Below are 24,724 nucleotides of genomic sequence, written 5' to 3' on the forward strand. Positions count from 1 at the left end.
CATGAACGACCAAGCGACCATGAATGGCCGGGTGGCGATGAACGACCAGGCGACGATGAACGACCAGGCGCCCGTGAACGGCCGGGCTCCCGTGGACGACCAGGCGCCCGTGAACGGCCGGGCTCCCGTGAACGGCCGGGCGCCCGTGGACGGCGAGCACCGGATCGACGAGCCGGCCCTGTCCGCGCTGCTGGGACGTCTGGCCGGTGTGCACCGGGTCCCCGGGGCCCAACTGGCCATCCACCACGGCGGCCGAACCGTCTCGGTGGCCGTCGGGGAGCAGGTCCTCGGCGGCGGCCGGCCGGTCGGCCGGGACACCGCCTTCCCGCTCGCCTCGCTCACCAAGCCGTTCACCGCGGCGCTGGTGATGACCCTGGCCGCGGACGGGGACGTCGAGTTGGACGACCTGGTGACCCACCACCTCCCGGAGGCCGGACCGGCCACCGCCGGGACCGTCCGGCAGGTGCTCAGCCACACCGCCGGGCTGCCGGCGGCCCTGTCCGAGGCCGCCGGACGGGCGGGCGGAGCCCGCCGCCGGGCCGCCGGACCCACCGACCGGCAGGCTCCGGTGGCCGCGCCGGGCACGGCGTTCTCGTACTCCAACGTGGGCTACGCCCTGGCCGGCGCGGTGGTCGAGGAAGTGACCGGCATGGACTGGCCGGAGGCGCTGGAGGCGATCCTGCTCTCCCCGCTCGACATCGTCCCGGCCTTCGTCGGGGACGTCCGCGATCCGCGCGGCCGCTCCTCGGCCGGCGGCCACGTCGTGCGGGGCTCGGGGCGGCGGACGCTCCCGGTCGCCGAGCAGGACGTGCCGGTGGTCGAGGCGCCGGCCTCGGCGCTCGCGTTGAGCGCCGAGGAGACCGCCCTGTTCGCCCGCCAGTTCCTGGCCCCGCCGGGGCCGTTGCTGGCCGCCGAGACGGTCGCCGAGATGTGCCGCGACCAGCTCGCGGGCGTCCCCTTCGGGCCGTACGGGATGGCCGACGGCTGGGGGCTGGGCTGGGCCCGCTACCGGGACGGCGGCCCGGACTGGTACGGCCACGACGGCACCGGCGACGGGATCTCCTGCCACCTCAGGTTCGACCCGGCCGCGGGCACCGTGGTGGTCCTCACCACCAACGCCAACACCGGCCAGAACCTCTGGGCCGACCTGGTCGGCTGCCTCCGGGCGGCCGGGCTCGCCGTCCCCGGCCCCGCCCCCGTCGGGCCGTGCGACGGTCCGGGCCCGGTGCCCGAGGACTGCCTGGGTGACTACGCCAACGGGGACCTGCGCTACACCGTCTCCCGGGGCAGGCCCGGGCAGTTGCTGCTCGGCCTCGGCGGCCCGCCGCAGTACGCGCTCAGCTGTACCGCCGACCTGCGCTTCACCATGTGTGAGGCGGGCGGCGACCCGGCCGGCGGCCCGGTCTTCGCCGGGCGCTTCCTCCGTGATCCCGGCACCGGCCGGGTCGAGTACCTCCAGGTCTCCGGCCGGCTCGCGCGCCGCGAGCCGGCCCGAGGAGTGGTGAGCCGGTGACGGTCGCCCGCCCGCCCGACGGGTCGACCGACCTACCGACCGTCGAGCGGTCCGACGAGCCGACCGGCCCGCCCCCGCCGACCCGGCCGCTGTCCCGCAACCGCAGCTACAACATCCTCTGGACCGGCCAGCTGCTGTCCGAACTCGCCTTCGAGATCGCGATGGTGGCCGTCCCGCTGCTGATCCTGGCGCACACCGGATCGGCGATCCAGATGGGCGTCGCCTCCTCGGTGCTCGCCGCCGTCCGGATGCTGGCCGCCGTGCCGGCCGGGGCGATCGCGGACCGCTGGAACCGGCGCACCGTGATGCTCGTCTGCCAGGGCCTGCGGGCCGTCGGCATGGGGAGCCTCGCCGCCGCGCTGGCCCTGGACCGCTACGCCTACTGGCACCTGCTCGCCGTCGTGGTGCTGGAGGGGGTGCTCGGCTCGGTCTTCGAGCCGGCCGAGCACGCGGCCCTGCCGCAGGTCGTCCCGGAGTCCCAGCTCTCCACCGCGGTGGCCCGCAACGCCGCCCGCCCGTACGTGGCCACCCTGCTCGGCCCGTCCGTCGCCGGCTTCCTGTTCAGCGTGCACCCGACCGATCCGTTCACGGTGACGGCCGCCATGCTCGCCCTGTCGGCCGGCGCGCTGACCCTGCTCCGGCTGCCCCGGGCGCCCCGCCCGGACACCACGGAGGCGGACAGCGGGATGGGCGGCGAGATGGCCGCCGGGTTCCGCTGGGTGCTGCGCAACCGGGTGCTGAGGACCACCCTGCTCTGGATGATGGGCACCAACCTGGTCTTCAACGCCCTGTTGGTGATCGTCCTGGCGCTGTCCCACGAGGACCACACCGCCCCGGGCGAGATCGGCCTGATGATGGCCTGTCTCGGGGCCGGCGGCCTGCTCGGGGCCGCCCTGGCGCCCTGGCTGCACCGGAAGCTGTCGGCCCCGGTGCTCGTGCTGGGCTTCGCCTGGCTGGCCGCCGTGGCGACCGTCCTGATGGCCGCCGTCTCGGGCGGGGTGCCGCTCGGCGTGCTGCTCGGCCTGGCCGCCCTGTTCGCGCCCGTGGCCAACACCACGGTGATGACCCATCAGCTCCTGGTCACGCCCGACGGCCTGCGGGGCCGGGTCAGCTCCATCAGCGCCCTGTGCTCCAGCGGCGCCGGGGCGTTGGGCCCGCTGGTGGGCGGGGTGCTGGCGGCCAGGCCGGGGGGCGGTACGGACGCCGTGCTGGCCTGTGGCGGGGCGCTGGCCCTGATCGCCGTCGCGACGACCGCCAGCCCCGTGCTGCGCCGCTTCCCGACGTCGTCCGCCCAGCCCCACGAGTAACGACCGTGACGGGCGAACGGCAATTTCACTCTCGATTCAAGTGACTGGAAACCCCGGGTGGACATCGGTGAGGCTCCGAGTGTGCCGAGGCGTTTCCGACGCAGACCTGCCAAAGGAGGTACCCGCTCGTGATCCGTATCCGACTCACCGGTGACGAGGTCTCGGCCGTCGAGGCGATCGCCGACGAACTCGCCCAGCGGTACGACACCGTGGAGGCACCGGCCTTCCAGCGCGAGAGCCGCACCTACGCACAGGAGCTGCCCCGGCGGCTGCGCGCGGAGCTCAACGAGTTCCGGCTGACCGAGAAGTCCGGGACCTTCGTGGTCTCCGGCCTCCGGGTCGAGGACACGGCGCTCGGCGCCACGCCGGCCGAGCGCCGCAGCAAGCCGGCGCCGTCCCCCTCGCTCCGCCAGGACATCGCCTTCTTCCTGATCGGGAGCGTGCTCGGCGACCCGATCGGCTGGGCCACCCAGCAGGACGGCCTGATCATGCACGACGTCTACCCGGTCCAGTCGCACGAGAACGACCAGATCGGCTGGGGCAGCGCCGAGACCCTCAGCTGGCACACCGAGGACGCCTTCCACCCGCTGCGCACCGACTACCTCGGTCTGATGTGCCTGCGGAACCCGGACGGCGTCGAGACGACCGTCGCGGACATCGCCGACGTCGAACTGGACGAGGAGACCCGGGCCGCGCTCAGCGAGCCGCGCTTCCGCATCCTGCCCGACGACGCGCACCGCGGCGGCACCCGGTCCGCCGGGGCCGAGGACCGCGAGGAGCGGCTGCGCCGGCTCGCCCTGGACCGGGTCGAGCGGGCGCTGGAGCAGCCCGACCCGCTGGCCGTCCTCTTCGGCGACCCCGACGACCCCTACCTGGTCATCGACCCCTACTACATGCAGGGCGTCCACGGCGAGGAGCAGCAGCGGGCGCTCGACGCCGCCGGCGCCGCCATCGACCGCGCCCTCACCGGTGTCGTGCTGGAGCCCGGCGACATCGTCTTCCTCGACAACTACCGGGTGGTGCACGGCCGCAAGCCGTTCCGGGCCCGCTACGACGGGACGGACCGCTGGCTGCGCCGCCTCAACATCGCCCGTGACCTGCGCAAGTCCCGGGAGTACCGGCTCAGCGCCGACTCCCGCGTCATCTACTGACCGTCACCGACGGTTCCCCACTTCTCTCACACGAGGTTAACCGTGACCGGAATGCTGCAGAGCAAGGGCAACTTGACCCAATGGGAGTTCCTGGCCCTCAACAGCGAGCTGAACATCGCGGACGGGCACGCCCGGCAGGCGCTGACCCTGGGCCAGACCAAGATCGTCGACGAGCTCCCGCTGCTCTTCTCCGAGGGCGAGCGCCGTCCCGTCGAGCAGATAGAGCGGGAGGCGCACGAGGCCTACTTCACCCTGCTCGGCCAGCACAGCTACCCGACCGACCACGGCCGGGTGATGAGCTGCTACTCCTCGTCCGTCGCGATGGAGATCTTCTCCCGGGCGCTGTCCGCCAAGGTGGACACGATCGCCCTGGTCCACCCCACCTTCGACAACATCGCCGACCTGCTGCGCGGCAACGGCCTCAAGCCGGTCCCGCTCGCCGAGGACCCGCTGCACGGCGAGGACCTCCCGGCGGAGCTGCTGGCCTCGGTGGGCTGCGTCTTCGTGACCACCCCCAACAACCCCACCGGCCGGGTGCTCGCCGAGGACCGGCTGCGCCGGCTGGCCGAGCAGTGCGCCGAGCACGACGTGGTCCTGGCCCTGGACACGTCCTTCCGCGGCTTCGACACCCGCGCCCACTACGACCACTACGCGGTGCTGAACTCCGTCGGCTGCCGCTGGGCGGTCATCGAGGACACCGGCAAGCTCTGGCCCACCCTCGACCTGAAGGCCGGCCTGCTGGTCGTCTCCGAGAACCTCGGGCTGCCGGTGGAGAAGATCTACTCCGACATCCTGCTGGGCGTCTCGCCGCTGATCCTGGCGCTGATCCGCCGCTTCGCCGAGGACGCGGCGTCCGGCGGCCTGGCCGAGCTGCACGAGTTCATCGCGGGCAACCGGGCCGCGGTCCGCTCCGGCCTGGCCGGCCTGCCGGGCGTGGACTTCCCGGATCCGGACAGCCGGACCAGCGTGGAGCGGGTCCGCTTCTCCGGCCGGACCGGCACCGAGGTGTGGGAGTCGCTGCAGGAGCACAACGTCTTCGCCCTGCCCTGCGAGCAGTTCCACTGGGCCGACCCGTCCGAGGGCAGCCGGATGCTGCGCATCGCGCTGGCCCGCTCGCGCGAGCCGCTGACCGAGTCGGTCCGCCTGCTCAGGACCGTACTGGAGAGCCGGTGACCCTGGCGACGGCTGCCGCCCGCCACACCCGGCGCTGGCAGCTCGGCGTGGTGCAGGAGACGGCCGAGCCCGGGGTGATCGACCTCGGGCCCGGCTACCTCGAGCCCGCGCTGCTCCCGGTGGAGTTGCTGCGGGACGCCCAGGCGGCCGCCCTGGCCGAGTTCGGCGCCGCCGCGCTGGCGTACGGGAGCAACGCCGGCGCGGCCCCCCTGCGGGAGGCGCTCGCCGAGCGGACCGCCCGCGCGGACGGTCACCCGTGCTCGCCGGAGAACGTCCTGGTGACGTCGGGCAGCTCGCAGTCGCTGTACCTGATCGCCACCGCGCTGGCCTCCCCGGGCGACGCGGTGCTGGTCGACGACCTCTGCTACGACCTGGCGCAGAAGCTGTTCACCGACTGCCGCCTGACCCTCCGGCGGGTGCCCGCGGACGCCCTGGGCACCTCGCCGGAGGGTCTGCGGGAGGCCCTCCGGGGGCTGCGGCGGGAGGGCGTGCGGCCCGCCTTCCTGTACCTGAACCCGACGTTCCACAACCCGACCGGCCGAACCCTGCCGACCCTCCGGCGGCGGGAACTGCTCGCGGTGGCGGCGGACCACGGGCTGCTGGTCGTCGAGGACGACGCCTACGCCGGGCTGGCGCTCGACCCGGCGGTGGAGCCGCCGCCGTCGCTCGCCGCGCTGTCGGGGCACCGTGGGGTGCTCCGGCTGGGCACCTTCTCCAAGACGCTGGCCCCCGGACTGCGTCTCGGCTGGCTGCTCGGCGATCCCGAGCTGGTCGACCGGCTGGCCTCACACGGCCTGTTCGTCAGCGGCGGTTCGCTCAACCACGTCGCCTCGCTGGCCGCCGCCGTCATGATCGCGAGCGGCGACTACGACCGCCATGTGGCGTTCCTGCGCGAGCAGTTGAGGTCGCGCCGGGACGCCCTGGCGGAGGGTCTGCGGGCGGTGGACCGGCCGGAGCCGGTCCGCTTCCGGCTGCCGTCCGGCGGCTACTTCCTCTGGCTGGAGCCGGCGGTGGGCCGACCGGAGGCGGAACTGCTCCGGGCGGCCGCGCAGGCCGGCGTGCGGATCGCCGCCGGCTCGCGGTTCGGCCCCGGTGGCGCGCACTCGTTCCGGCTGGCCTTCAGCTTCAACTCGCCCGAGCGGTTGGCGACGGCCGCCGAGCGGCTGGCCGCCGCGTGGCGCGCCCTGCCCCACCCGTCGGTGCCTCACCCATCGACGTCCCAGCTACCGACAGGAGCAGAACGTGTCCGTGACTGACGAGGTGTCCGTGGCCGACGGGACGCCCGTGGCCGACGGGCCGATGCCCGCCGTCGTGGGCGGCCTGCGCGGGTACAGCCTGCCGCTCTCGCCGTCCGGCCGGGCCTCCATGATCACCCCGCCCCCGTGGCACTTCACGGGCGAGGTGGTGATGGTGGACTACCGGGTGGATCCCGAGGCCGCGGCGGCCTTCCTGCCGCCTGGGCTGACCCCGGGCCGGGACGCCGGCGCGGCCGCGGCGGTCTTCGCCGAGTGGCAGTGGTGCTCGGAGTCGGGGGAGGAACTGGCCGAACCCGGCCACAACCGCTTCGCCGAGTTCCTGGTGCTGCTCTCCTGCGAGTTCGAGGGCGAGCCGATGGCCCGCTGCCCGTTCGCCTGGGTGGACCAGCCGGTGCCGATGATGCGCGGGTGGCTGCAGGGCATGCCCAAGCAGTTCGGGTCCGTCCACCAGAGCCGCGCGGCCACGGTGGGACGGGCCGCACCCCGGCTGGAGGCCGGCGGGAAGTTCTCCGGAACACTGTCAGTGCGTGGACAGAGGGCGGTGTCAGCAACCGTCAGCCTGAAGGGAATTGCCCCCGAGCCGCCGGCGTTGCACATGGTACCGTTGGCGCACAATTTGCACTTCCCAGACTGGACCATGACCAGCCCGATTAAGCCGACTCTCGTGGCGTCCCAGGTGTCAGGTGTGGAGTTCTCGGAAGTCTGGTCGGGTACGGCCGAGATGGGGTTCTTCGACGTGCTGGGTGAGGACTTCGCGTCCCTCGCACCCGTCGAAGTCGGAGCAGGTCACGTGTTCTCGTACGCCGAGACGCTGCACGGCGGGCGAGTCCTGGAGGACGGCAAGGCGTAACCAGCGAAAGACAGCGACTACGGGGGTTGCTTTGTGTTGAGGATTCATTTCACTGTCGAGGACCTGGCCAGGCTGCGGATGGTCGCGGGCCTGGGCCCGCTGACCGAGGGCATCTTCGCCCTCCACCGGTTCAGTCACAGCGGTAGCGTGCTGTTCCACCCGTGGCGCATGCGGGTGCGCGCCGCGCTGAGGACGCGCACCGCCGAACTCGAGGCCCTGGCCCAGCAGGCGCCGAGCTTAACCGAGTTGACCGAACTGCTCGGTCCGTCCGCGGACGGCGAGGGGCAGTCCGGTCCGGCCGCGCTGCTGGGCAGGTTCACCCAGGTCGCGGTCCTGCCCTACTGGACCGAGATCAGGCCGCAGCTGGAGCGGGTGCGGGACGCCCGGGGCAGGATCGCGATCGCCCACGGTTCGGAGCGGCTGCTGAGCGCCATCCATCCGACGCTGCGCTGGAACGCGCCGGTCCTCGAAGTCCGCGGCGGACCCGACCGCGACGTCCACCTCGGCGGCCGGGGGCTGGTGTTGAGCCCCTCCTTCTTCCTCAACGACCCGTCCTGCGTGTTCATCGACGACGACCGGGAGGCCGGCGGGCCCGCCGTGTACTTCCCGATCGGCTCGGCCGCCAAGCCCGGGATCTGGGACTCCTGGGAGGCGGACGAGCAGGCACTCGGAGCCCTGGTCGGCCACACCCGGGCCGCGGCGCTCCAGGCGCTCACCGACAGCTGCACCACCGGTGAACTCGCCGAACGGCTGGGCATATCGCTCGCCGGAGCCAGCAAGCACGCGGCGGTGCTGCGCCGGGCGGGCCTGATCACCACCGCGCGCAACCGGAACACCGCACTGCACACCCTCACCACGCTCGGCATGGCCCTGCTGCAGAGCCGCGAACTCGTGCCGATGCCGTTCCGCAGCCACCAACGAACCGACATCCCGGCCTGAGGAGGCGCAACGATGAGCACCCCCAACCCCTTCGACGACCCCGACGGCTCCTTCCACGTCCTGGTGAACGACGAGGGCCAGCACTCGCTCTGGCCGGTCTTCGCGGACGTGCCGGCCGGCTGGCGCACCGTCCTGGCAGGCGCCGACCGCGAGGCCGCGATCGCCTACGTCAACGCCAACTGGACGGACATGCGGCCCGCGAGCCTGGCGGCCCAGCAGGGCTGACCGGGCTCCGGCCCACCCGGCGGACGGGATCGTGCGACCGCCGGTATGACAGAATTCCTGCCTGTGACCATTCGATTACTGCTCGCAGACGACCAGGAGATGGTCCGCCGCGGTATGCGGCGGATCCTTGAGAACCAGCCGGACATGGAGGTGGTCGGCGAAGCTGAGGACGGCGTCGCGGCAGTGCAGGCGGCGCGCCAACTCCGGCCTGACGTGGCACTGGTGGACATCAGGATGCCGCGCATGGACGGGCTGGAGGTCGTCCGTCTGCTCGCCGGCCCCTCGGCGGCGCCGCCGATCAAGGTCGTCGTCGTCACCACCTTCGATCTCGACGAGTACGTGTACCCGGCGCTGCGCCACGGCGCCTCCGGATTTCTGCTCAAACGCTCGGGCCCGACGCTGCTGGTCGAGGCGGTCCGGGCCGCGGTGGCGGGCGACAGCCTGATCAGTCCGTCCATCACGGTCCGGCTGCTCAAGCACGTCACCGGCGGCCGGCCCGGCGGCCCGGCCCTGGTCGAGCCGCTCACCGGGCGGGAGACGGAGATCGCCGGGAAGGTGGCCGAGGGCAAGACGAACTCCGACATCGCCGGCGAGCTCTTCATCTCGGCGGGCACGGTGAAGACCCATGTGGCCAGCATCCAGCGGAAGCTGGGCGTCAAGAACCGGGTCGGAATCGCCGTGCGCGCCTTCGAGATGGGATATGCGACCGGCCGATTGGCGGAGTGAGGACTTCCTCCGGCCGGCGGGTGCCGGAGAACTCGTGGATCAGGGGTGGCCGGTCCGGTGCACGTGCAGCACCGAAACAGCGAAAGGCATCCCATGCACAATCGAGAAAAGGGAATCCGACTGGATTCGCTGACCGGTCTCCGGTTCCTCGCGATGATTCCGGTATTCCTCTTCCACAGTTCACTCGAAGGAATCTTCAACGACACCCAGGCGGACTGGGACTTCCTGAACGGCGTCGGCACCTCCGGGCACGTCGCGGTCTCGTACTTCTTCGTCCTCAGCGGCTTCGTGCTCACGTGGTCGTACCGTCCGGCCGACCGGGCCCGCAGATTCTGGCGCAGGCGGGTGTTCAGAGTCTTCCCCAGCCACCTGGTCGCCCTGGTGGCGGTGATCCTCCTGATCAGCCACTACGCCGACCTGCCGGACTGGAAGGGCCTCGGCGCCCAGGCCCTGCTGCTCCAGGCCTGGATACCCGACCCGGCCTACTTCGACATCGGCAACTCCGTCACCTGGTCCCTCTCGGTGGACCTCGCCGTCTACGCGCTCTTCCCGCTGCTGTACCGGCTGGTCGAGCGCATCCGGCCGGGCCGGCTCTGGGCCTGGGCCGGCGTCGGCGTGCTGGTCGTCGCCCTGGTGCCGGCGGTGGCCCAGAACTTCGTCCACGACGACCGGCCGATGCCGCTGTTCGGGGTGTCGATCGGCCAGTACTGGCTGGTGTACTTCTTCCCACTGGCCCGCCTGGTGGAGTGCCTGCTCGGCATGCTGCTGGCGCGGATCGTCCTGACCGGCCGCTGGATCGGCTGGATGCGGCCGTACGTGGCCGCTCCGCTCGTGGTGGTCGGTTACTGGATCGGACAGCAACTGCCCTACCTGTACCGGACGAGCGCCGCCACGGTGATCCCGGTCGGCCTGCTCACCGCCTCCCTCGCCGTCGCCGACATGGCCGGCCGGCGCACGGTGCTGAACCACCGCTTCGTCGTCCGCCTCGGCGAACTCTCCTTCGCCTTCTACCTGTTGCACAACCCGGTACTCAAGTACGGCCACCTGGCCCTGGGGGCCGTGGAGAAGGACGGCGACCTGGTCGGCCCCAGCTACGGCATGGCGGCCGGCATCGCGCTCATCGCCGCCGCCTTCCTGCTGTCACTGCTGCTGGCCTGGGTGCTGAACGTCCTGGTGGAGCGGCCGGCCATGCGCCGCTGGTCCAGGCCCCGGCCCACGCCCTTTCCCGCACCGGCCCCGACACCGACCCCGACGGGCGGGGCGGTGTGACCGGCCGTCAGTCCATTGTGCCGTACGCACGCGTCCGAAAGATCTGTCGAACGGCAGATGTCTGATCGACGGTCATCTGCAGGGCGCCACAGAGGTCCTGCGCCGTGCGTAGGCTCGGCTCCGTGCAGACCGAACTGATGCCTGACTCGCATCGCCGCCGCACGGTGTGCGCGACGGCGACGATCCTGGTCGCCGCTCCGGCGGCGATCGCCCCTCCGAGTGCGTGGGCCGTGGCCCTCGTCGCCGTGCTGGCGATGGCGGTCGCGATCCTGCGCCGGCCGCCGGGACCGGTCTCCCCGGTCCAGGCGGCCGGCCTGGTCGCGGTGCTGTCGGTCGCCGTCACCATCGGCTACCCCGGCCGGCAGGGACTGGTACTGCCGTGGCTCCCGTTCGAGTTCGCGTCGATGCTGGTACTGGCCGGGCGGGTGGTCCGGCGGGCGGACGTGCGCCAGGCGGCGCTGGTCGGCTCGGCGCTGACCCTGGCGCTGATGTCGCTCCCGCTGCGCTTCACCCTCCGGCTGCCGCAAGCGGTGCTCGCTCCCTCCGTGGTCGCCGTCGCGCTGGCGATGTTCCCGGCGGCCTGCGCCGTGGGCGTCGGGCTCTACCTGCGGGCGAACGACGACCGCCGGGTCCGCGCGGTCCAGCGGGCCCGCCGGGAGCAGCGGCTCGAAGTGGCGAGGGACCTCCACGACTTCGTCGCCCACGAGGTGACCGGCATCCTGCTGGAGGTCCAGGCGGCCCAGGTCGGCTCGTACGACGAGGAGCAGACCAGGGAACTGCTGGGCCGGCTGGAGGCGGCCGGTCTGCGGGCGCTGGACTCGATGGACCACACCCTGCAGACGCTGCGCGACCCGGAGGCTCCGGCCGCCGCCGAACCGCCGCCGACCAAGGTCCACGGCCTCGCCGACCTGCCCGAACTGGTCGACCGCTTCCTGGCCTCCGGCACGGTCGGCGGCGTGCTCGACCTGGAGCCGGGCCTGGCCGGGACGGCGCCGCGGGAGATCGAGGACGCCGCCTACCGGGTCGTCCTGGAGGCGCTGACCAACATCCGCCGACACGCCCCGAGCGCCGGCCGGCTGGCGGTCGAGGTGGTCCGCACCGACGGCCCCGCCCTGCGGGTCACCGTCACCGACAGCGGACGGCAGGGCGGCTCCGGCGGCCTGTCGGCCCGCCGCCCCGGTGGTGGCGGCACCGGCCTGGCCGCCCTGTCCGAGCGGATCACCGCCCTCGGCGGCGACCTGGCCGCCGGCCCGCACGCCGGGGGCTGGCGCGTCTGCGGCGTGCTGCCGCTGCGCCCCGCCCCGGCCGCCCCGGCCGTCCGGGAGGCTCCGGCGGCCCCGGCCGTTCCGGATGCCCCGGGCGGGTGGGAGACCCCGGACGGGCGGGACGGGTGGGACCGGTCGGACCGACTCGACCAGGCCGACCGACTCGACCCTGCCGACCGGCCGGACCAGGCCGATCGGCAGGGGCGGCAATAGCGGCAATATCTGCCGAACGGCAGATGGCAGCGGGCCGCGGATCGACGAAGCTCTCAACCGTGCCCAATCCCAGCCTTCCGGAGGAACCGGTGGTCTCGCGCAAGAAAGCCGTACCCGCCCTGCTCGCCCTCGCCGTCGCCGCCCTCATCCCGCTGACCGGCTGCGCCAAGGCCACGGACAGCGCGCCCGAGGACAAGACGTTCGAGTTCAGCGGCAAGTCCCTGAACGTGTCGTCGCACGGCATCCCCACCGACCTCGTCCCGGCCGACCGCAAGGACGTCAAGGTCACCCGCTGGTTCGACAAGGGCTCCAAGGTGGGTGACACCAAGGAGGTCTGGAAGCTGGAAGACGGAACGCTCGAACTCCAGGCGCAGTGCACCGGATTGGCCAACTGCGACGCCAAGTTCCGGGTGGAGGTCCCGCGCGGCGTCGCCGTGACGCGCGACGGCAAAGAGACGGACCTGAAGGGCTGAGGCCGGCCGGTCCGACGGGGAAGAAGATGACAATGCTCGAACTGATCGACATCACCAAGGTGTACAAGGGCGGCAAGCGCGCCGTCGACGACATGACCATGCACCTGAAGCCCGGCATGCTGGGCCTGTTGGGGCCCAACGGCGCCGGCAAGTCCTCGCTGATGCGGATCGTGTCCACGGTCACCAAGCCCACGAGTGGCCAGGTCCGCTACGAGGGGACCGACGTGGTCGCCAACCCGGACCGGCTGCGCCGCGAACTCGGCTACCTGCCGCAGGACTTCGGGGTCTACCCGAACCTGACCTCGCGGGAGTTCCTGTCCTACCTGGCGGCTGCCAAGGGTCTCTCCGCGCGCTCCGCCCGGGCCCGGATCGACGAGCTGATCCAGCTCGTCAACCTCACCGAGGCGGTCAAGCGCCCGCTCGGCAAGTACTCCGGCGGCATGCTCCGCCGGGTCGGCATCGCGCAGGCCCTGCTGGCCGACCCCAAGGTGATCGTGGTCGACGAGCCGACGGCGGGCCTCGACCCGGAGGAGCGGGTGCGCTTCCGCAACCTGCTCAGCGACCTCGCGGCCGACCGGGTGGTGATGCTCTCCACCCACATCGTCTCCGACGTCGAGTCGGTCGCCTCCGACATCGCCGTGGTCGCCCAGGGCCGGCTGCTGCGCCGGGGCGCCCCCGACGAGCTGCTCCGGGAGATCGACGGGCAGGTCTGGGAGGTCATGGTCGCCCCCGCCGAGGTGTCGACCGTGCAGGCCCGGCACGTGGTCAGCCGCATGGTGCGGACCGCGAACGGGGTGCGGCTGCGGGTGCTCGCCGTCGCACCGCCCACCCGGGACGCGGTCCGGGTCTCGCCCGACCTCGAGGACGCCTACCTGGGGATCATCCACCGGCCCGCCGAGCGGACGCCGGCCGAGCAGCAGGCGGTGCGGTGGTGAACGTGCGCCTCCTCACCGGCCTGGCGGTCGGCGACTTCCGCGACCGGGTGCGCCGGCCGGCGTACGCGGTGACCCTGCTGGCCGCGATCGGGCTCGGCTACCTGGCCGTGCCGAATGTGGACAGCACCTGGGTGATCATGGACGTCGGCGGCAACCGGGGCGTCTACAACAGCGCCTACGTCGGTGCGGTCACCGCCCTCGCCGGGGCGCTCTGGCTCACCTTCGGCGGCTTCTACGTGGTGCGCAGCGGCATCGCGCGGGACGAGACCAGCCGGGTCGGCCAGATCCTCGCCGCCACACCGCTGCGGACGTCGAGCTACCTGCTCGGCAAGTTCCTGAGCAACCTGCTGGTGCTCGCCTCGATGACCGGCGTGCTGGCGGTCACCGCGCTGGTGATGCAGTTGGCCCGGGGCGAGAACCGCTCGGTCGACCCGGTCGCCCTGGTCGAGCCGTTCGTCCTGCTCTCGCTGCCGGTGATGGCGCTGACGGCGGCGGCCGCGATCCTGTTCGAGACGGTGCCGCTGCTGCGGGCCGGCTTCGGGAACGTGGTCTGGTTCGTCCTGGCCCTGGCGATCTCGATCGGCGGCCAGTCCGCCTCCGCCCCGTTCGGCGGCCTCGGTGTGAACCAGGTCGCGCAGTCGCTGAACGCGGCGCTGGAGAACCAGCACCTGCAGTCCGGCGGGGGCGGGTTCAGCCTCGGTCTGACCAAGGTGAGCAAGCCGTTGGGCACCTTCCTCTGGGACGGCTTCGACGCGTCCGGCGGCTTCGTCCTCGGCCGGGTGGTGCTGGTCCTGCTGGCCTGCGCCGTCGCCCTGCTGCCGGCGCTCTGGTTCGGCCGGTTCGACCCGGCCCGCGCGGCCGGTTCGGTGGTCCCGGCGAAGGCGGGGGCGGAAGGGGAGTCCGCTTCGTCGGCCGTCGAGTCCTTCGGCACCGCCGCGCCGGAGCCGGCCCCGGCCGTCACCTGGTCCACCGCTCCCGGTGCTCTCCCGACGACCCAGCCGACCCGGGCCGGAGCCTTCGGGCGCCTGCTGGTCGGGGAGGTCCGGATCCTGCTGCAGGGCGTCTCGCCCTGGTGGTGGGCGGTGGCCGGCGCGCTGACCGTGGCCGGCTTCGCGCTGCCGATGGACACCGTGACCGGCATGCTGCTGCCCGGCGTCTGGCTGTGGCCGGTGCTGATCTGGTCGAGGCTGGGCAGCCAGCAGGTCGAGAACGGCCTGGAGGTGCTGCTGGGCGCCTACCCGACGGCCCGGCGCAGGCTGCTGGCCGAGTGGGGGTCAGGGCTGGTGCTGACCGCGGTGATGGGTGTCGCCCCGCTGGTGCGGATGCTGGCCGCGGGTGACGGCCCGGGCGTGGCCTGCTGGGTCGGCGGCGTGCTGTTCATCCCGTCGCTCGCCATGTCGCTGGGTGTGCTGAGCCGCACCCACCGGGTCTTCCAGGCGATCTACCTGCCGATCTGGTACATCCTCGTCAACAACGTGGCGGCGCTGGACTTCATGGGCGCGGTCCGGGTGGACGGCAAGCCGGCCGGGCCCAGCCCGCTGCTGGTCACGGCACTGTCCGCGGCGATGCTCGCGGTGGTGTTCCTGGTGGGGACGGCCCGGCGGAACGTCAAGGGATAACCGGTAGTCGATGTCCGAGGCGGAGGAGGACGCCATGTGCGAGGCCCACACCCGACGCATCGCCCGGCTGGAGTCCGAGGTCGAGGAACTCCGTTCGGCCAACGAGCTGCTGAGACGGGTCGCCGAGTTCCTCGCCGAGCGGCCGCACCACTGCGGCCCGGTCGACCCCGGTCGCCCGCCCCGGCGGCGCGGCCCCGGCTGACCGGACGCCTCCATGCCACCGGCGGAGCCGATCGAACAAAGGCGCCGACCGGTCGGGCCGCCGCCCTCGCGAACCCCCGCGCGAGGGCGGCGGCTTTTCCGTACGGCCGTCCCCTCCCGCCGGGCCGTCCCCTCCCGCTGGGCTGACCTCCCGCCCGGCCGGCCTGCCGCGGGGAGCCGACGGGAGGTCAGGAGCCGCCCGGTGCCGGGGCTACGGCCAGACCAGGCAGTACAGCTGGTGCCCGGCCTCGTGCAGCCGGTTGGCGAAGTCCTGCCACTCGTGCAGCATGCTGTAGATCACGAAGGCGTCCCTCGGACCGCGCCGGTCCGGGACGGTGGACCAGATGAAGGCGGCGGCGCCGAGCTCGGTCTCATCGGCCTTGCGGAGCGGTTCGACGACGTTCTGGGGGAGCTGGACGACGGCGTAGTCGGGGTGCAGCACCACGAGTTCCAGCGGCGGCACCTGGTGCAGGGGGACGCCCTGGATGCCGGTGAGGACCATGGCGCTCATGGTCTCCGGCTTGATCTTGGTGGAGAGGTGGCCGGTGGGGGAGCCGCTGGTCTCCATCAGGTCGCCGAGCCGCCCCAGCGAGCCGAGCTCCCCGGCGTCCAGGCCGAGCCCGCCCGGGCCGAGCGCGGTGGGGACCCTGGCGGCGGTCGCGCGGTCGGGGGCGCCGAAGTACTTGTAGGTCACCCCCACGCGTCCCTCACCCCGCCTCTCACCGCCGCGACGACCACGGCCCGTACCCGCTCCCGTACCCCCGCGTGCGGTCTCGGCGGGCCTGCGGGGGCCCCCCGCGGCCTCGTCGTAGCCGTCCTGCGCCTCGGACACTCGGACCATCCTCACCGGAATTCGCCGGAATCGACAGACCCCCGCACGTCCGGCGTCCCACCGGACGTGCTCCTTACCCGTCATGCGCCGCCGTACCCACTCTCGGTACGTGGCAGTCCTCTCCCACACCCCTGCACACAACCGGAGCACTCGCGCACTCTGTGTACACAGTCTGACTGGTCCGTCCCGCGGAGCAGTCGGCGGCCCCGTCCGTACGGACTGTACGGACAGCCGTGGACAACCGTACAGACAACGGTGCCCGGATCATCGTTCCAGATGATCGGGTCCGACATGCAGAGCGCAAGGACACGATTTGAGACCATGTCCTTTGTGAGCTATCCCTACGAAGCCCCCCAGTCCCAGTCGCTGTTCGACCGCGCCTCCGTGGTGACGCCCGGCGGCGTCAACTCGCCGGTGCGCGCCTTCCGCGCGGTCGGCGGCACGCCGCGCTTCATGGTGTCCGGCACCGGCCCCTACCTCACCGACGCCGACGGCCGCGAGTACGTCGACCTGGTGTGCTCGTGGGGTCCGATGATCCTCGGCCACGCGCACCCCGCGGTGATCGACGCCGTCCAGCGGGCCGTCGCCCACGGCACCTCCTTCGGCACGCCCGGCCAGGGCGAGGTCGAGCTGGCCGAGGAGATCGTCGCCCGGGTCGCCCCGGTCGAGCAGGTCCGGCTGGTCTCCTCCGGCACCGAGGCCACCATGTCCGCGATCCGGCTGGCCCGCGGCTTCACCGGCCGGGCGAAGGTGGTGAAGTTCGCCGGCTGCTACCACGGCCACGTGGACGCCCTGCTGGCCGCCGCCGGTTCCGGCGTGGCCACCTTCGGCCTGCCGGACACCCCCGGCGTCACCGGCGCCCAGGCCGGCGACACCATCGTGCTGCCGTACAACGACCTCGCCGCCGTCGAGCAGGCCTTCGCCGCCCACCCGGGCGAGATCGCCTGCGTGATCACCGAGGCCTCGCCCGGCAACATGGGCGTCGTCCCGCCGCTGCCCGGCTTCAACGCGGGCCTGGCCCGGCTCTGCCAGGGCAACGGCGCGCTGTTCATCTCCGACGAGGTGATGACGGGCTTCCGCGTCTCCAGGGCCGGCTGGTACGGCCTGGAGGCTGCGAACGAGGGCTGGGCGCCGGACCTGCTGACCTTCGGCAAGGTCATGGGCGGCGGCTTCCCGGCCGCGGCCTTCGGCGGCCGCGCCGACGTGATGGCGCACCTGGCCCCGGCCGGCCCGGTCTACCAGGCCGGCACCCTGTCCGGGAACCCGATCGCCACCGCGGCCGGCCTGGCCCAGCTGCGCGGCTGCACCGACGAGGTGTACGCGCGGGTGGACGAGGTCGCCGCGGAGGTCTCCGGCCTGGTCACCGAGGCGCTCGCCAAGGAGGGCGTGGCGCACCGGCTGCAGACCGCCGGGAACATGTTCTCGGTGTTCTTCACCGAGTCCCCGGTCACCGACTACGACCAGGCGAAGACCCAGGAGGCGTTCCGCTTCACCGCCTTCTTCCACGCGATGCTGGCCGAGGGCGTCTACCTGCCGCCGTCCGCCTTCGAGTCCTGGTTCGTCTCGGCGTCCCACGACGAGCGGGCGATCGAGCGGATCGCCGCCGCCCTGCCGGCCGCCGCGCGCGCCGCTGCCGCCGCCACGGCCTAGCCGACCCCGAGCCCCAGGAGTACTGAGAAGTGAGCGCCAACGAGATCACCGTCGTCCACGTCATGCGGCACGGTGAGGTGCACAACCCGGAGGGCGTGCTCTACGGGCGCCTGCCGGACTACCACCTGTCCGAGCTGGGCCGGCGGATGGCCGACCGGGTGGCCGAGGACCTGGCCGACCGGGACATCACCCACGTGGTGGCCTCGCCGCTGGAGCGGGCGCAGGAGACCGCCGAGCCGATCGCCAAGGCGCACGGCCTGGACGTCGCGCAGGACGCGCGGCTGATCGAGGCGGAGAACGTCTTCGAGGGCAAGACCTTCGGCGTGGGGGACGGCTCGCTGCGCAACCCGGGCTACTGGAAGTACCTCACCAACCCGCTGAAGCCGTCCTGGGGCGAGCCGTACCTCGACCAGGCGGTGCGGATGATGGGCGCGCTCGGCGCCGCCCGGGACGCCGCGCGCGGGCACGAGGCGGTGTGCGTCAGCCACCAGCTGCCGATCTGGATCGTCCGCTCCTTCGTGGAGCGCCGCCGGCTCTGGCACGACCCGCGCAAGCGGCAGTGCTCGCTGGCCTCGCTGACCAGCTTCACCTTCGAGGGGGACCGGATCGTCTCGGTCGGCTACCGCGAGCCGGCCCGCGACCTGCTGCCCGCGCACCTGGTGGGCAAGGGCCGCAAGGGCGACAAGCCGGTGGGCAGGAGCTTCGGCGCGTGACCGCCGCCCACCGCGCGTAAGCGGTGCGTAAGTATGACTTCGGGTCACCCGGTGGATGCCGGGTGACCCGAAGTCGTCCCAGGTCAGAGGGGGTGCGCCGCGCAAGGCAGGACCCCCCCGAACCTGCCCGGAACTCCATGCGAAACTTTTCACATGTCTGCCATGGCGCGCCCCCGTCCCCGTGTCGCCGCAGCTGCCGCCGCCACCGCCGCCGCCGCTGCGCTCGCCCTCACCGGATGCTCCTCCTCGGGCTCGTCGGGCGGCGGCGCGGGCCAGGTCGGCTTCGTCACGGTCAAGGGCACCAACCTGTCCAAGGCGGACGCCGGCCGGCGCGGGGCCGCGCCGGACATCTCCGGGGAGACCCTGGAAGGCGCCCAGGCCAGGCTCTCCGACTACCGCGGCAAGGTCGTCGTGCTGAACGTCTGGGGCTCCTGGTGCGGGCCGTGCCGGGCCGAGGCGAAGAGCCTGCAGACCGTCTCGGAGAAGTACAAGGACCAGGGCGTGCAGTTCCTCGGCATCAACACCCGGGACACCGAGCGGAACAACGCCGTCCGTTTCGAGCAGGAGCAGGGCGTCACCTACCCGAGCATCTTCGACCCGGCCGGCACCCAGCTGCTCAAGTTCGCCAAGGGGAGCCTCAACCCGCAGTCCATCCCGACCACCCTGATCGTCGACCGGGACGGCAAGCTGGCCGCCCGCGCCGTCGGCGGCACGACCGAGGACGCGCTGGAGTCGATCCTGCAGCCGGTGGTAGCGGAGCAGAAGCAGTGAGCCTGCCACCCCTGCCCGCGGCCGGACTCCAGCTGGCCGACACCACGTCGACCGTCCAGGGCGGCGCGCTGCTGGTCGCGGCGCCCGTCGCGCTGGTGGCGGGGCTGGCGTCGTTCTTCTCGCCCTGCGTGCTGCCGCTGGTCCCCGGCTACCTCTCGTACGTGACCGGGTTCTCCGCCGCCGACCTCGCGGACGCCCGCGGCACGCGCCGCGGCCGGATGCTGCTCGGCGTGGTGCTGTTCATCCTCGGCTTCACCGCGGTGTTCGTCTCCACCGGCGCGCTGTTCGGCTACTTCGGCCAGGAGCTGCAGGACTACAAGCGGACCATCGACATCGTGCTGGGCTCGCTCACCGTGGTGATGGGCCTGGCCTTCATGGGCCTGGTGCCCGGGCTGAGCATGCGCGAGGTCCGCTCGCACCGCCGCCCGGCCGTCGGCCTGCTGGGCGCCCCGGTGCTCGGGGTGGTCTTCGGCGTCGGCTGGACGCCCTGCATGGGACCGACCCTGACCGCCGTGCAGAACCTCGCGCTCAACCAGGCCGACGCCCAGCGCGGCGCGCTGCTGACGACCTTCTACTGCCTGGGCCTGGGCGTACCGTTCATCCTGGCCGCGGTGGCCTTCCGCCGGGCGCTGGGCGCCTTCGGGTGGGTCAAGCGGCACTACCCGCTCGTGATGCGGATCGGCGGCGGCATGCTCGTCGTGGTCGGTCTGCTGCTCGTCACCGGGGTCTGGGACTCCATGATGAGCCAACTGCAGTCCTGGACCGCCGACTTCCGGATCGGAATCTGACCGTGAGCAACACCACGACCGAGACCGAGCAGCCCCCGGCGCCGGACGACAGCGCCGCCGAGCGGCTCAGCACCGCGCCGGTCGAGTCCGAGGGCCCGACCGGCATGGGGCCGTTCGGCTGGGCGCGCTGGATGTGGCGCCAGCTGACCTCGATGCGGGTCGCCCTGATCCTGCTCTTCCTGCTCTCGCTGGCCGCCATCCCCGGTTCGCTGATCCCGCAGTACCAGAACGGCCAGGGCCAGCTGAAGGTCGAGGCCTGGAAGGCCCAGCACGCCACGGTCGCGCCGATCTACGAGAAGCTCCAGCTGTTCGACGTCTACAGCTCGGTCTGGTTCTCCGCGATCTACATCCTGCTGTTCGTCTCGCTGGCCGGCTGCATCGTGCCGCGCACCTGGCAGTTCGTCGGCGTGCTGCGCTCCCGGCCGCCGGCCGCGCCGCGCAACCTGACCCGGATGCCGGTGCACGCGGCCTGGCGCACCGAGGCGGACGCCGCCGCGGTGCACGCCGCCGCGCACCGGCTGCTGCGCCGGCGCGGCTTCCGCGCCAACCTGTCCGGCGGCTCGGTGGCCGCCGAGAAGGGCTACCTGCGCGAGGTCGGCAACCTGCTCTTCCACCTGTCGCTGTTCGCCCTGCTCGGCGGCTTCGCCTGGGCCAGCCTGGCCTCGGGCACGGGCGGCAAGCTGATGGTCGAGGGCGAGGGCTACTCGAACACCATCACCCAGCTCGACGACTTCAACGGCACCCGGTTCTACGGCAACCAGGACCTCGACCCGTTCTACCTGAAGCTGGACGGCTTCACGTCCGAGTTCCAGACCAAGGGCGACCAGATCGGCGCCGCCCGGCAGTTCACCGCGAACGTCGAGTACTACTCGGGCAGCGACGACTCGAAGCTGAAGAAGTCCACGATCGAGGTCAACCACCCGCTGGAGATCGGCGGCAGCAAGGTCTACCTGATCGGCCACGGCTACGCCCCGGTCGTGACCGTCCGCAACGGCAAGGGCGACGTCGTCTACCAGGGCGCCGTCCCCTTCCTGCCGCAGGACAGCAACCTGACCTCCACCGGCGTCGTGAAGGTCTCCGACTACGGCGCGGGGCCCGACGGCACCAGGACCCAGATGGGCTTCTCCGGCTTCTTCCTGCCGACCGCCCCGCTGAGCTTCGAGGGCACCGGCCCGGTCTCGCTGTTCCCCGGCGACGCCGCCCCCGAACTGGTGCTGAACGCCTTCGCGGGCGACCTCGGCACCGACTCGGGCCTGCCGCAGAACGTCTACCAGCTCAACACCCGCAAGCTCACCCAGCTGACCCAGGACGGCCAGCCGGCCAAGGCCCGGCTCAAGCCCGGCCAGGGCTGGACCCTGCCCGACGGCTACGGCTCCATCACCTTCGAGGGCTACAAGCAGTGGGCCAGCTTCAACGTCACCCACCGCCCGGGCAACGAGATCGCCCTGGCCGGCGCCGTGCTGGCGATCCTCGGCCTGGTCGGCTCGCTGTTCATCCAGCGCCGCCGGATCTGGGTGCGGGCGGTGGCCCTGCCGGGCGGCGGCACCCAGGTGGAGCTGGCCGGCCTGGCCCGCAGCGAGTCGGCGAAGATCGCCGAGGAGCTGGCCGAACTCGCCGTGGACCTCCAGGACGACGCCCCCGCCTCCGACGACCAGGACGACGACCAGGACGACGACCAGGACGACGACCAGGACGACGACCAGGACGACGACCGGGTCGAGGACCAGGACGACGGCCGGGAAGACCGGCACGACCACGGCGACCGGCACGACCGGCACGCCACCCCGGCTCCGGACGGCAGGGAAGCCGCCGCCGGATCCGACGACCCCGAGGCCGAGGCCTCAGCCCCCGCAGTCCCTGCCGACCAGAACTCCAAGGAGTAGACGGTGCAACTCGCCTCGGCGGTCGACCCACAGCTGGCCGACCTCTCCAACAAGCTGATCTATTCGGCGATGGTGGTCTACACGCTCGCCATGTTCGCCCACATGATCGAGTGGACCTTCGGCAGCAAGGGCGCCGTCGCCGTCCGCTCGAAGGAGCAGGCCGGCAGCCTGGCCGAGACCGTCGCCGCGGCCGCGAAGAAGCCCGGGAAGAAGGTCACCGTCACCGTGGCGGCAGCCGGCGGCGGCACCACCACGCTCACCCGCACCGCGATCGCGGGCGAGGGAGCGACGGTGGTCACCAGCGGGCGCGGCGCCGACGAGGAGGACGGCCCCGGCGCGGCCGGCACCAGCTCGAGGGCGGACCTGGCCGGCCGGATCGCGGTCTCGCTCACCGTGCTGGCGCTGCTGCTGCACGGCGGCGGGATCGTCGCCCGCGGCCTGTCGGTGTCCCGCTGGCCGTGGGGCAACATGTACGAGTTCTCCTGCGCCTTCGCCTTCGCGATGGCGGCCGCGTACCTGGTGCTGCTGGCCGCGAAGAAGAAGGTCCGCTGGCTCGGCCTGCCGGTCGTCCTGGCGGTCCTGCTGACCCTCGGCATCGCCACCACGGTGCTGTACACCGACTCCGAGCAGCTCGTCCCGGCGCTGCACTCGCCGTGGCTGGCGATCCACGTGTCCACCGCGATCTTCTGCGGCGGCGCCTTCTACGCGGCGTTCATCGCCACGCTGCTGTACCTGGGCAAGGAGTCCTTCGAGAAGCGCGCGGCGGCCGGCCTGACCACCGGACCGCTGGGCACCTCGGCGTCGATCTGGCGCCGGCTGCCCGCCGCGTCCACCTTCGACAAGCTGTCCTACCGGATCAACGCCCTGGTCTTCCCGCTGTGGACGTTCACCATCATCGCGGGCGCGATCTGGGCCGAGGCGGCGTGGGGCAAGTACTGGGAGTGGGATCCGAAGGAGACCTGGTCGTTCATCACCTGGGTCGCCTACGCCAGCTACCTGCACGCCCGGGCGACGGCCGGCTGGAAGGGCCGCAAGGCCGCGTACCTGGCGCTGGCGGCCTTCGCCTGCTGGCTCTTCAACTACTACGGCGTGAACATCTTCGTCACCGGCAAGCACTCGTACGCGGGGATCTGACCGGGGCGCGTTCACCCACCGGCCCGGCTTTCCGCAGAAGGTGGCCGGGCCGCGGTGTGACAGGGGTAGTCCGTGCCGGCCGCCGGTCGGCACGACAGGGAACTGAGGAGGAAATCGCGCAATGGAGTGCGACGAGGTCATGCTGACCGTCCGAATCACCGCCGCCGAGCGCATGCTGCTCCGCCGGCTCGCCCAGGGACACCGGAGCGACGTCTCCGAGGTGGTGGCCGACGCTCTGCTGGACATCATCCCCACGCTCAGCGCGCCGGGGGACGCCTACCGCCTGCTGGGCGCGCTCGCGGTGCCCGCACCGTGTGCCCTGACGGTGTGGCTGCCGACCCCGCTGGCCGACCTGCTGGTGCCCGGCGCGGCCCGGATCGCGCAGCTCACCGACGTCCGGATCGAGTCGGCCAGCGCCGCCCTGGGCGCGGCGCTGCGGCTCTGGCTGGCCCAGGACCCGGTCACCCTGGCGGGCAACCTCAGCGTGATGCACGCCGGGCGGCGGCCGTCGTCGGCACTGGTGGCCGCCTGACGGCCGCCGGGCCCGGCAGGGCTCAACTGGCCAGCGGCAGCCGGGTGCTGCCGAGGCCCGGCGCGGCGGGGCGGTCGTCGAGGGCGTCCCGCCGGGCCGGCACCGCCGGGCGCTCGGCGGGCCCGTCCAGCGGTTCGGTGAGGAGCAGGCACTCGGCCGCCGTCCGGCCGTCCTGGAGCAGTTGGACCCGTACGGGCAGCCTGCGGCCGTCGGCCGCGGCCTCGGGGACGGCCCGGACGAGGCAGGGCCGGTCCAGTTCTATGTAGTGGTCGAAGGAGGTCACCAGCTCGACGGGGACCACCGGCTCGGGGTGGCGCAGCCGCTGGGCGGCCTGCCGGGCGGCCTCCAGCACCAGCATTCCGGGCACGTGGTCCAGCTCGTGGTCGAACAGCACCGGGTGCGCGGCGTCGGCGCGCAGCACCCAGGTGTCCGGTCGCAGGGTCGGGCTGAGCACCACGTCCGCGGGCTGGGCGCGGCCGACGAGTTCGGGCGCGGTGGGGGAGGGCGGCCGCAAGGGGGTGACGGCGCGGCGGCCGGCCCCGCGCAGCCGGGCGTACGAGTCGGGGGAGACCACCCGCAGTTGGCCCGAGCCGTGGCCGACGGGGCGGCCGTCGCGGGTGATCTCGGCGCGCACCCGGAGCGAGGCCAGTCGGCCGTGCCGCATCCGGACGTCCTCGCAGCCGACGGCCAGCATCAGCGAGGCGGGGCCGGTGGTGACGGCCAGGCCGGGCAGCCCGGGGCCGCCGAGCGCGTAGGAGAGGTCCTCCATGACGAAGTGGTGGCCGCGGGGCACCCCGAACCCGGCGTGGCCGATCAGCAGTCCGGCCTGCCGGACGGTCTCGGCCAGCAGCACGGGGTCGTGGTAGCGGTCGCCGGGGAGCCGGTAGAAGCCGTGCAGGCGGGGCCACTGGGCGCCGAGCAGGAAGTCGTACGGGCCGGTGGCCTGCCACCCGGTGAGGAAGACCTCGGAGACCGCGGCGCGGTGCACCAGGTGCCGGGAGACGGTCCGGTCGTGGAAGTCGTAGCCGGTGCTGGTGCTGGTGCTGGTGCTGGTGCCGGTGCCGGTGCCCGGTCCGGGGTGGGCGTACGGGCCCTGCTGGCCCGGCTCTACGATCGATGGCATGACGGGCCCCGCTCCCAGGGTGTCGGTCGAGCGGCCGCCATGGACGCCCGAGCAGAACATACATACCACCCGGTTTGTGTTCGACGACTGGGGGTGCCCCGGCCACGCGGGCCGGGCCCTTCCACGCTACCCGCCCGTGGACTGCGGCGATGCCCCACCGGGAGACCGCAGACCTTGGGCGGG

At 72.7% G+C, this 24,724-nt stretch carries 24 protein-coding genes; 22 read left to right on the top strand and 2 right to left on the bottom strand.

Annotated features, from left to right (window positions below):
• The first annotated feature begins 1 nt into the window (after position 1).
• The 15 genes from IF30_RS0104270 to IF30_RS0104340 all read left to right on the top strand — a co-directional run bounded on the left by IF30_RS0104270 (position 2) and on the right by IF30_RS0104340 (position 15,116).
• The gene (locus IF30_RS0104270) at positions 2-1,513 is read left to right on the top strand and encodes a serine hydrolase domain-containing protein (RefSeq protein WP_078891121.1); all 1,512 of its coding nucleotides are present in this window, start codon (positions 2-4) and stop codon (positions 1,511-1,513) included.
• Positions 1,510-2,820, top strand: coding sequence for an MFS transporter (locus IF30_RS0104275; RefSeq protein ID WP_078891122.1), 1,311 nt, complete (start codon positions 1,510-1,512; stop codon positions 2,818-2,820). Before IF30_RS0104270 ends, IF30_RS0104275 begins: the two co-directional genes overlap by 4 nt.
• A 128-nt stretch (positions 2,821-2,948) precedes the next feature.
• Complete coding sequence (gntD, locus tag IF30_RS0104280) at positions 2,949-3,971, top strand: guanitoxin biosynthesis L-enduracididine beta-hydroxylase GntD (RefSeq protein ID WP_030232136.1); 1,023 nt, start codon at positions 2,949-2,951, stop codon at positions 3,969-3,971.
• A 51-nt stretch (positions 3,972-4,022) separates the two neighbouring features.
• A complete protein-coding gene (gene mppP, locus IF30_RS0104285; protein WP_030232139.1) occupies positions 4,023-5,144 on the top strand; it encodes an enduracididine biosynthesis enzyme MppP in 1,122 nt (373 codons plus the stop codon).
• Positions 5,141-6,400, top strand: coding sequence for an enduracididine biosynthesis enzyme MppQ (gene mppQ / locus IF30_RS0104290; protein WP_051709198.1), 1,260 nt, complete (start codon positions 5,141-5,143; stop codon positions 6,398-6,400). The genes mppP and mppQ overlap by 4 nt, the downstream gene beginning before the upstream one ends.
• Positions 6,387-7,250 carry an enduracididine biosynthesis enzyme MppR gene (gene mppR / locus IF30_RS0104295; RefSeq protein ID WP_234322579.1) on the top strand — a complete coding sequence of 288 codons (864 nt, stop codon included), beginning with the start codon at positions 6,387-6,389 and terminating at the stop codon, positions 7,248-7,250. Before mppQ ends, mppR begins: the two co-directional genes overlap by 14 nt.
• Before the next feature lie 36 nt (positions 7,251-7,286).
• The gene (locus IF30_RS0104300; protein WP_158834740.1) at positions 7,287-8,189 is read left to right on the top strand and encodes an ArsR/SmtB family transcription factor; all 903 of its coding nucleotides are present in this window, start codon (positions 7,287-7,289) and stop codon (positions 8,187-8,189) included.
• A 12-nt stretch (positions 8,190-8,201) separates the two neighbouring features.
• Entirely contained in the window at positions 8,202-8,414 is a 213-nt protein-coding gene (locus tag IF30_RS0104305; RefSeq protein ID WP_030232149.1) for an MbtH family protein, read from the top strand.
• A 63-nt stretch (positions 8,415-8,477) separates the two neighbouring features.
• The gene (locus tag IF30_RS0104310) at positions 8,478-9,140 is read left to right on the top strand and encodes a response regulator (protein WP_030232151.1); all 663 of its coding nucleotides are present in this window, start codon (positions 8,478-8,480) and stop codon (positions 9,138-9,140) included.
• Between the two features lie 93 nt (positions 9,141-9,233).
• Positions 9,234-10,409, top strand: coding sequence for an acyltransferase family protein (locus IF30_RS0104315; RefSeq protein ID WP_030232153.1), 1,176 nt, complete (start codon positions 9,234-9,236; stop codon positions 10,407-10,409).
• Between the two features lie 137 nt (positions 10,410-10,546).
• Positions 10,547-11,887, top strand: a complete 1,341-nt coding sequence (locus IF30_RS0104320) for a sensor histidine kinase (protein WP_234322580.1) — start codon at positions 10,547-10,549, stop codon at positions 11,885-11,887.
• Between the two features lie 59 nt (positions 11,888-11,946).
• A complete protein-coding gene (locus IF30_RS0104325) occupies positions 11,947-12,360 on the top strand; it encodes a hypothetical protein (protein ID WP_234322581.1) in 414 nt (137 codons plus the stop codon).
• A 32-nt stretch (positions 12,361-12,392) separates the two neighbouring features.
• Positions 12,393-13,295 (top strand): ABC transporter ATP-binding protein, encoded by a 903-nt coding sequence (locus IF30_RS0104330; protein ID WP_030232156.1) that lies wholly within the window; start codon positions 12,393-12,395, stop codon positions 13,293-13,295.
• Positions 13,292-14,914: an ABC transporter permease gene (locus IF30_RS0104335; protein WP_030232157.1), complete on the top strand. Its 1,623-nt coding sequence runs from the start codon at positions 13,292-13,294 to the stop codon at positions 14,912-14,914. Before IF30_RS0104330 ends, IF30_RS0104335 begins: the two co-directional genes overlap by 4 nt.
• 10 nt (positions 14,915-14,924) lie before the next feature.
• On the top strand, positions 14,925-15,116 hold the full coding sequence (locus IF30_RS0104340; RefSeq protein WP_030232160.1) for a hypothetical protein: 192 nt from the start codon (positions 14,925-14,927) through the stop codon (positions 15,114-15,116).
• Between the two features lie 210 nt (positions 15,117-15,326).
• On the opposite strand, the gene IF30_RS0104345 is transcribed toward IF30_RS0104340, so the two are convergent.
• On the bottom strand, positions 15,327-15,956 hold the full coding sequence (locus IF30_RS0104345; RefSeq protein ID WP_420791118.1) for a hypothetical protein: 630 nt from the start codon (positions 15,954-15,956) through the stop codon (positions 15,327-15,329).
• 312 nt (positions 15,957-16,268) lie between these two features.
• Here IF30_RS0104345 and hemL point away from each other — a divergent pair, with 312 nt between their 5' ends.
• The 7 genes from hemL (at position 16,269) to IF30_RS0104380 (ending at position 23,418) form a co-directional block, all read left to right on the top strand.
• Positions 16,269-17,597 (top strand): glutamate-1-semialdehyde 2,1-aminomutase, encoded by a 1,329-nt coding sequence (gene hemL / locus IF30_RS0104350; RefSeq protein ID WP_030232164.1) that lies wholly within the window; start codon positions 16,269-16,271, stop codon positions 17,595-17,597.
• Positions 17,598-17,659: 62 nt separating this feature from the next.
• On the top strand, positions 17,660-18,310 hold the full coding sequence (locus IF30_RS0104355) for a histidine phosphatase family protein (RefSeq protein WP_078891139.1): 651 nt from the start codon (positions 17,660-17,662) through the stop codon (positions 18,308-18,310).
• Positions 18,311-18,463: 153 nt separating this feature from the next.
• Positions 18,464-19,081, top strand: coding sequence for a TlpA family protein disulfide reductase (locus IF30_RS0104360; protein ID WP_030232169.1), 618 nt, complete (start codon positions 18,464-18,466; stop codon positions 19,079-19,081).
• A complete protein-coding gene (locus tag IF30_RS0104365) occupies positions 19,078-19,869 on the top strand; it encodes a cytochrome c biogenesis protein CcdA (RefSeq protein ID WP_107054318.1) in 792 nt (263 codons plus the stop codon). Before IF30_RS0104360 ends, IF30_RS0104365 begins: the two co-directional genes overlap by 4 nt.
• Positions 19,870-19,871: 2 nt before the next feature.
• A complete protein-coding gene (resB, locus tag IF30_RS0104370; protein WP_063752487.1) occupies positions 19,872-21,752 on the top strand; it encodes a cytochrome c biogenesis protein ResB in 1,881 nt (626 codons plus the stop codon).
• A 3-nt stretch (positions 21,753-21,755) separates the two neighbouring features.
• On the top strand, positions 21,756-22,886 hold the full coding sequence (gene ccsB / locus IF30_RS0104375; RefSeq protein ID WP_030232176.1) for a c-type cytochrome biogenesis protein CcsB: 1,131 nt from the start codon (positions 21,756-21,758) through the stop codon (positions 22,884-22,886).
• Between the two features lie 121 nt (positions 22,887-23,007).
• Positions 23,008-23,418 (top strand): hypothetical protein, encoded by a 411-nt coding sequence (locus IF30_RS0104380; protein WP_030232179.1) that lies wholly within the window; start codon positions 23,008-23,010, stop codon positions 23,416-23,418.
• 22 nt (positions 23,419-23,440) lie between these two features.
• On the opposite strand, the gene IF30_RS0104385 is transcribed toward IF30_RS0104380, so the two are convergent.
• Positions 23,441-24,541, bottom strand: coding sequence for a ScbA/BarX family gamma-butyrolactone biosynthesis protein (locus IF30_RS0104385; protein ID WP_158834743.1), 1,101 nt, complete (start codon positions 24,539-24,541; stop codon positions 23,441-23,443).
• Positions 24,542-24,724: the final 183 nt, after the last annotated feature.

The sequence above is a fragment of the Streptomyces sp. NRRL S-350 genome, from assembly GCF_000719705.1.
GTDB lineage: Bacteria > Actinomycetota > Actinomycetes > Streptomycetales > Streptomycetaceae > Kitasatospora.

Coding starts and splice junctions, on each gene's coding strand:
- IF30_RS0104330 (WP_030232156.1), top strand. CDS start 12,393: ATGCTCGAACTGATCGACATCACCAAGGTGTACAAGGGCGGCAAGCGC.
- IF30_RS0104385 (WP_158834743.1), bottom strand. CDS start 24,541: ATGCCATCGATCGTAGAGCCGGGCCAGCAGGGCCCGTACGCCCACCCC.
- IF30_RS0104380 (WP_030232179.1), top strand. CDS start 23,008: ATGGAGTGCGACGAGGTCATGCTGACCGTCCGAATCACCGCCGCCGAG.
- IF30_RS0104340 (WP_030232160.1), top strand. CDS start 14,925: ATGTCCGAGGCGGAGGAGGACGCCATGTGCGAGGCCCACACCCGACGC.
- IF30_RS0104270 (WP_078891121.1), top strand. CDS start 2: ATGAACGACCAAGCGACCATGAATGGCCGGGTGGCGATGAACGACCAG.
- IF30_RS0104355 (WP_078891139.1), top strand. CDS start 17,660: ATGCGGCACGGTGAGGTGCACAACCCGGAGGGCGTGCTCTACGGGCGC.
- IF30_RS0104320 (WP_234322580.1), top strand. CDS start 10,547: ATGCCTGACTCGCATCGCCGCCGCACGGTGTGCGCGACGGCGACGATC.
- IF30_RS0104305 (WP_030232149.1), top strand. CDS start 8,202: ATGAGCACCCCCAACCCCTTCGACGACCCCGACGGCTCCTTCCACGTC.
- mppP (WP_030232139.1), top strand. CDS start 4,023: ATGCTGCAGAGCAAGGGCAACTTGACCCAATGGGAGTTCCTGGCCCTC.
- IF30_RS0104360 (WP_030232169.1), top strand. CDS start 18,464: ATGTCTGCCATGGCGCGCCCCCGTCCCCGTGTCGCCGCAGCTGCCGCC.
- IF30_RS0104345 (WP_420791118.1), bottom strand. CDS start 15,956: ATGGTCCGAGTGTCCGAGGCGCAGGACGGCTACGACGAGGCCGCGGGG.
- hemL (WP_030232164.1), top strand. CDS start 16,269: ATGTCCTTTGTGAGCTATCCCTACGAAGCCCCCCAGTCCCAGTCGCTG.
- IF30_RS0104315 (WP_030232153.1), top strand. CDS start 9,234: ATGCACAATCGAGAAAAGGGAATCCGACTGGATTCGCTGACCGGTCTC.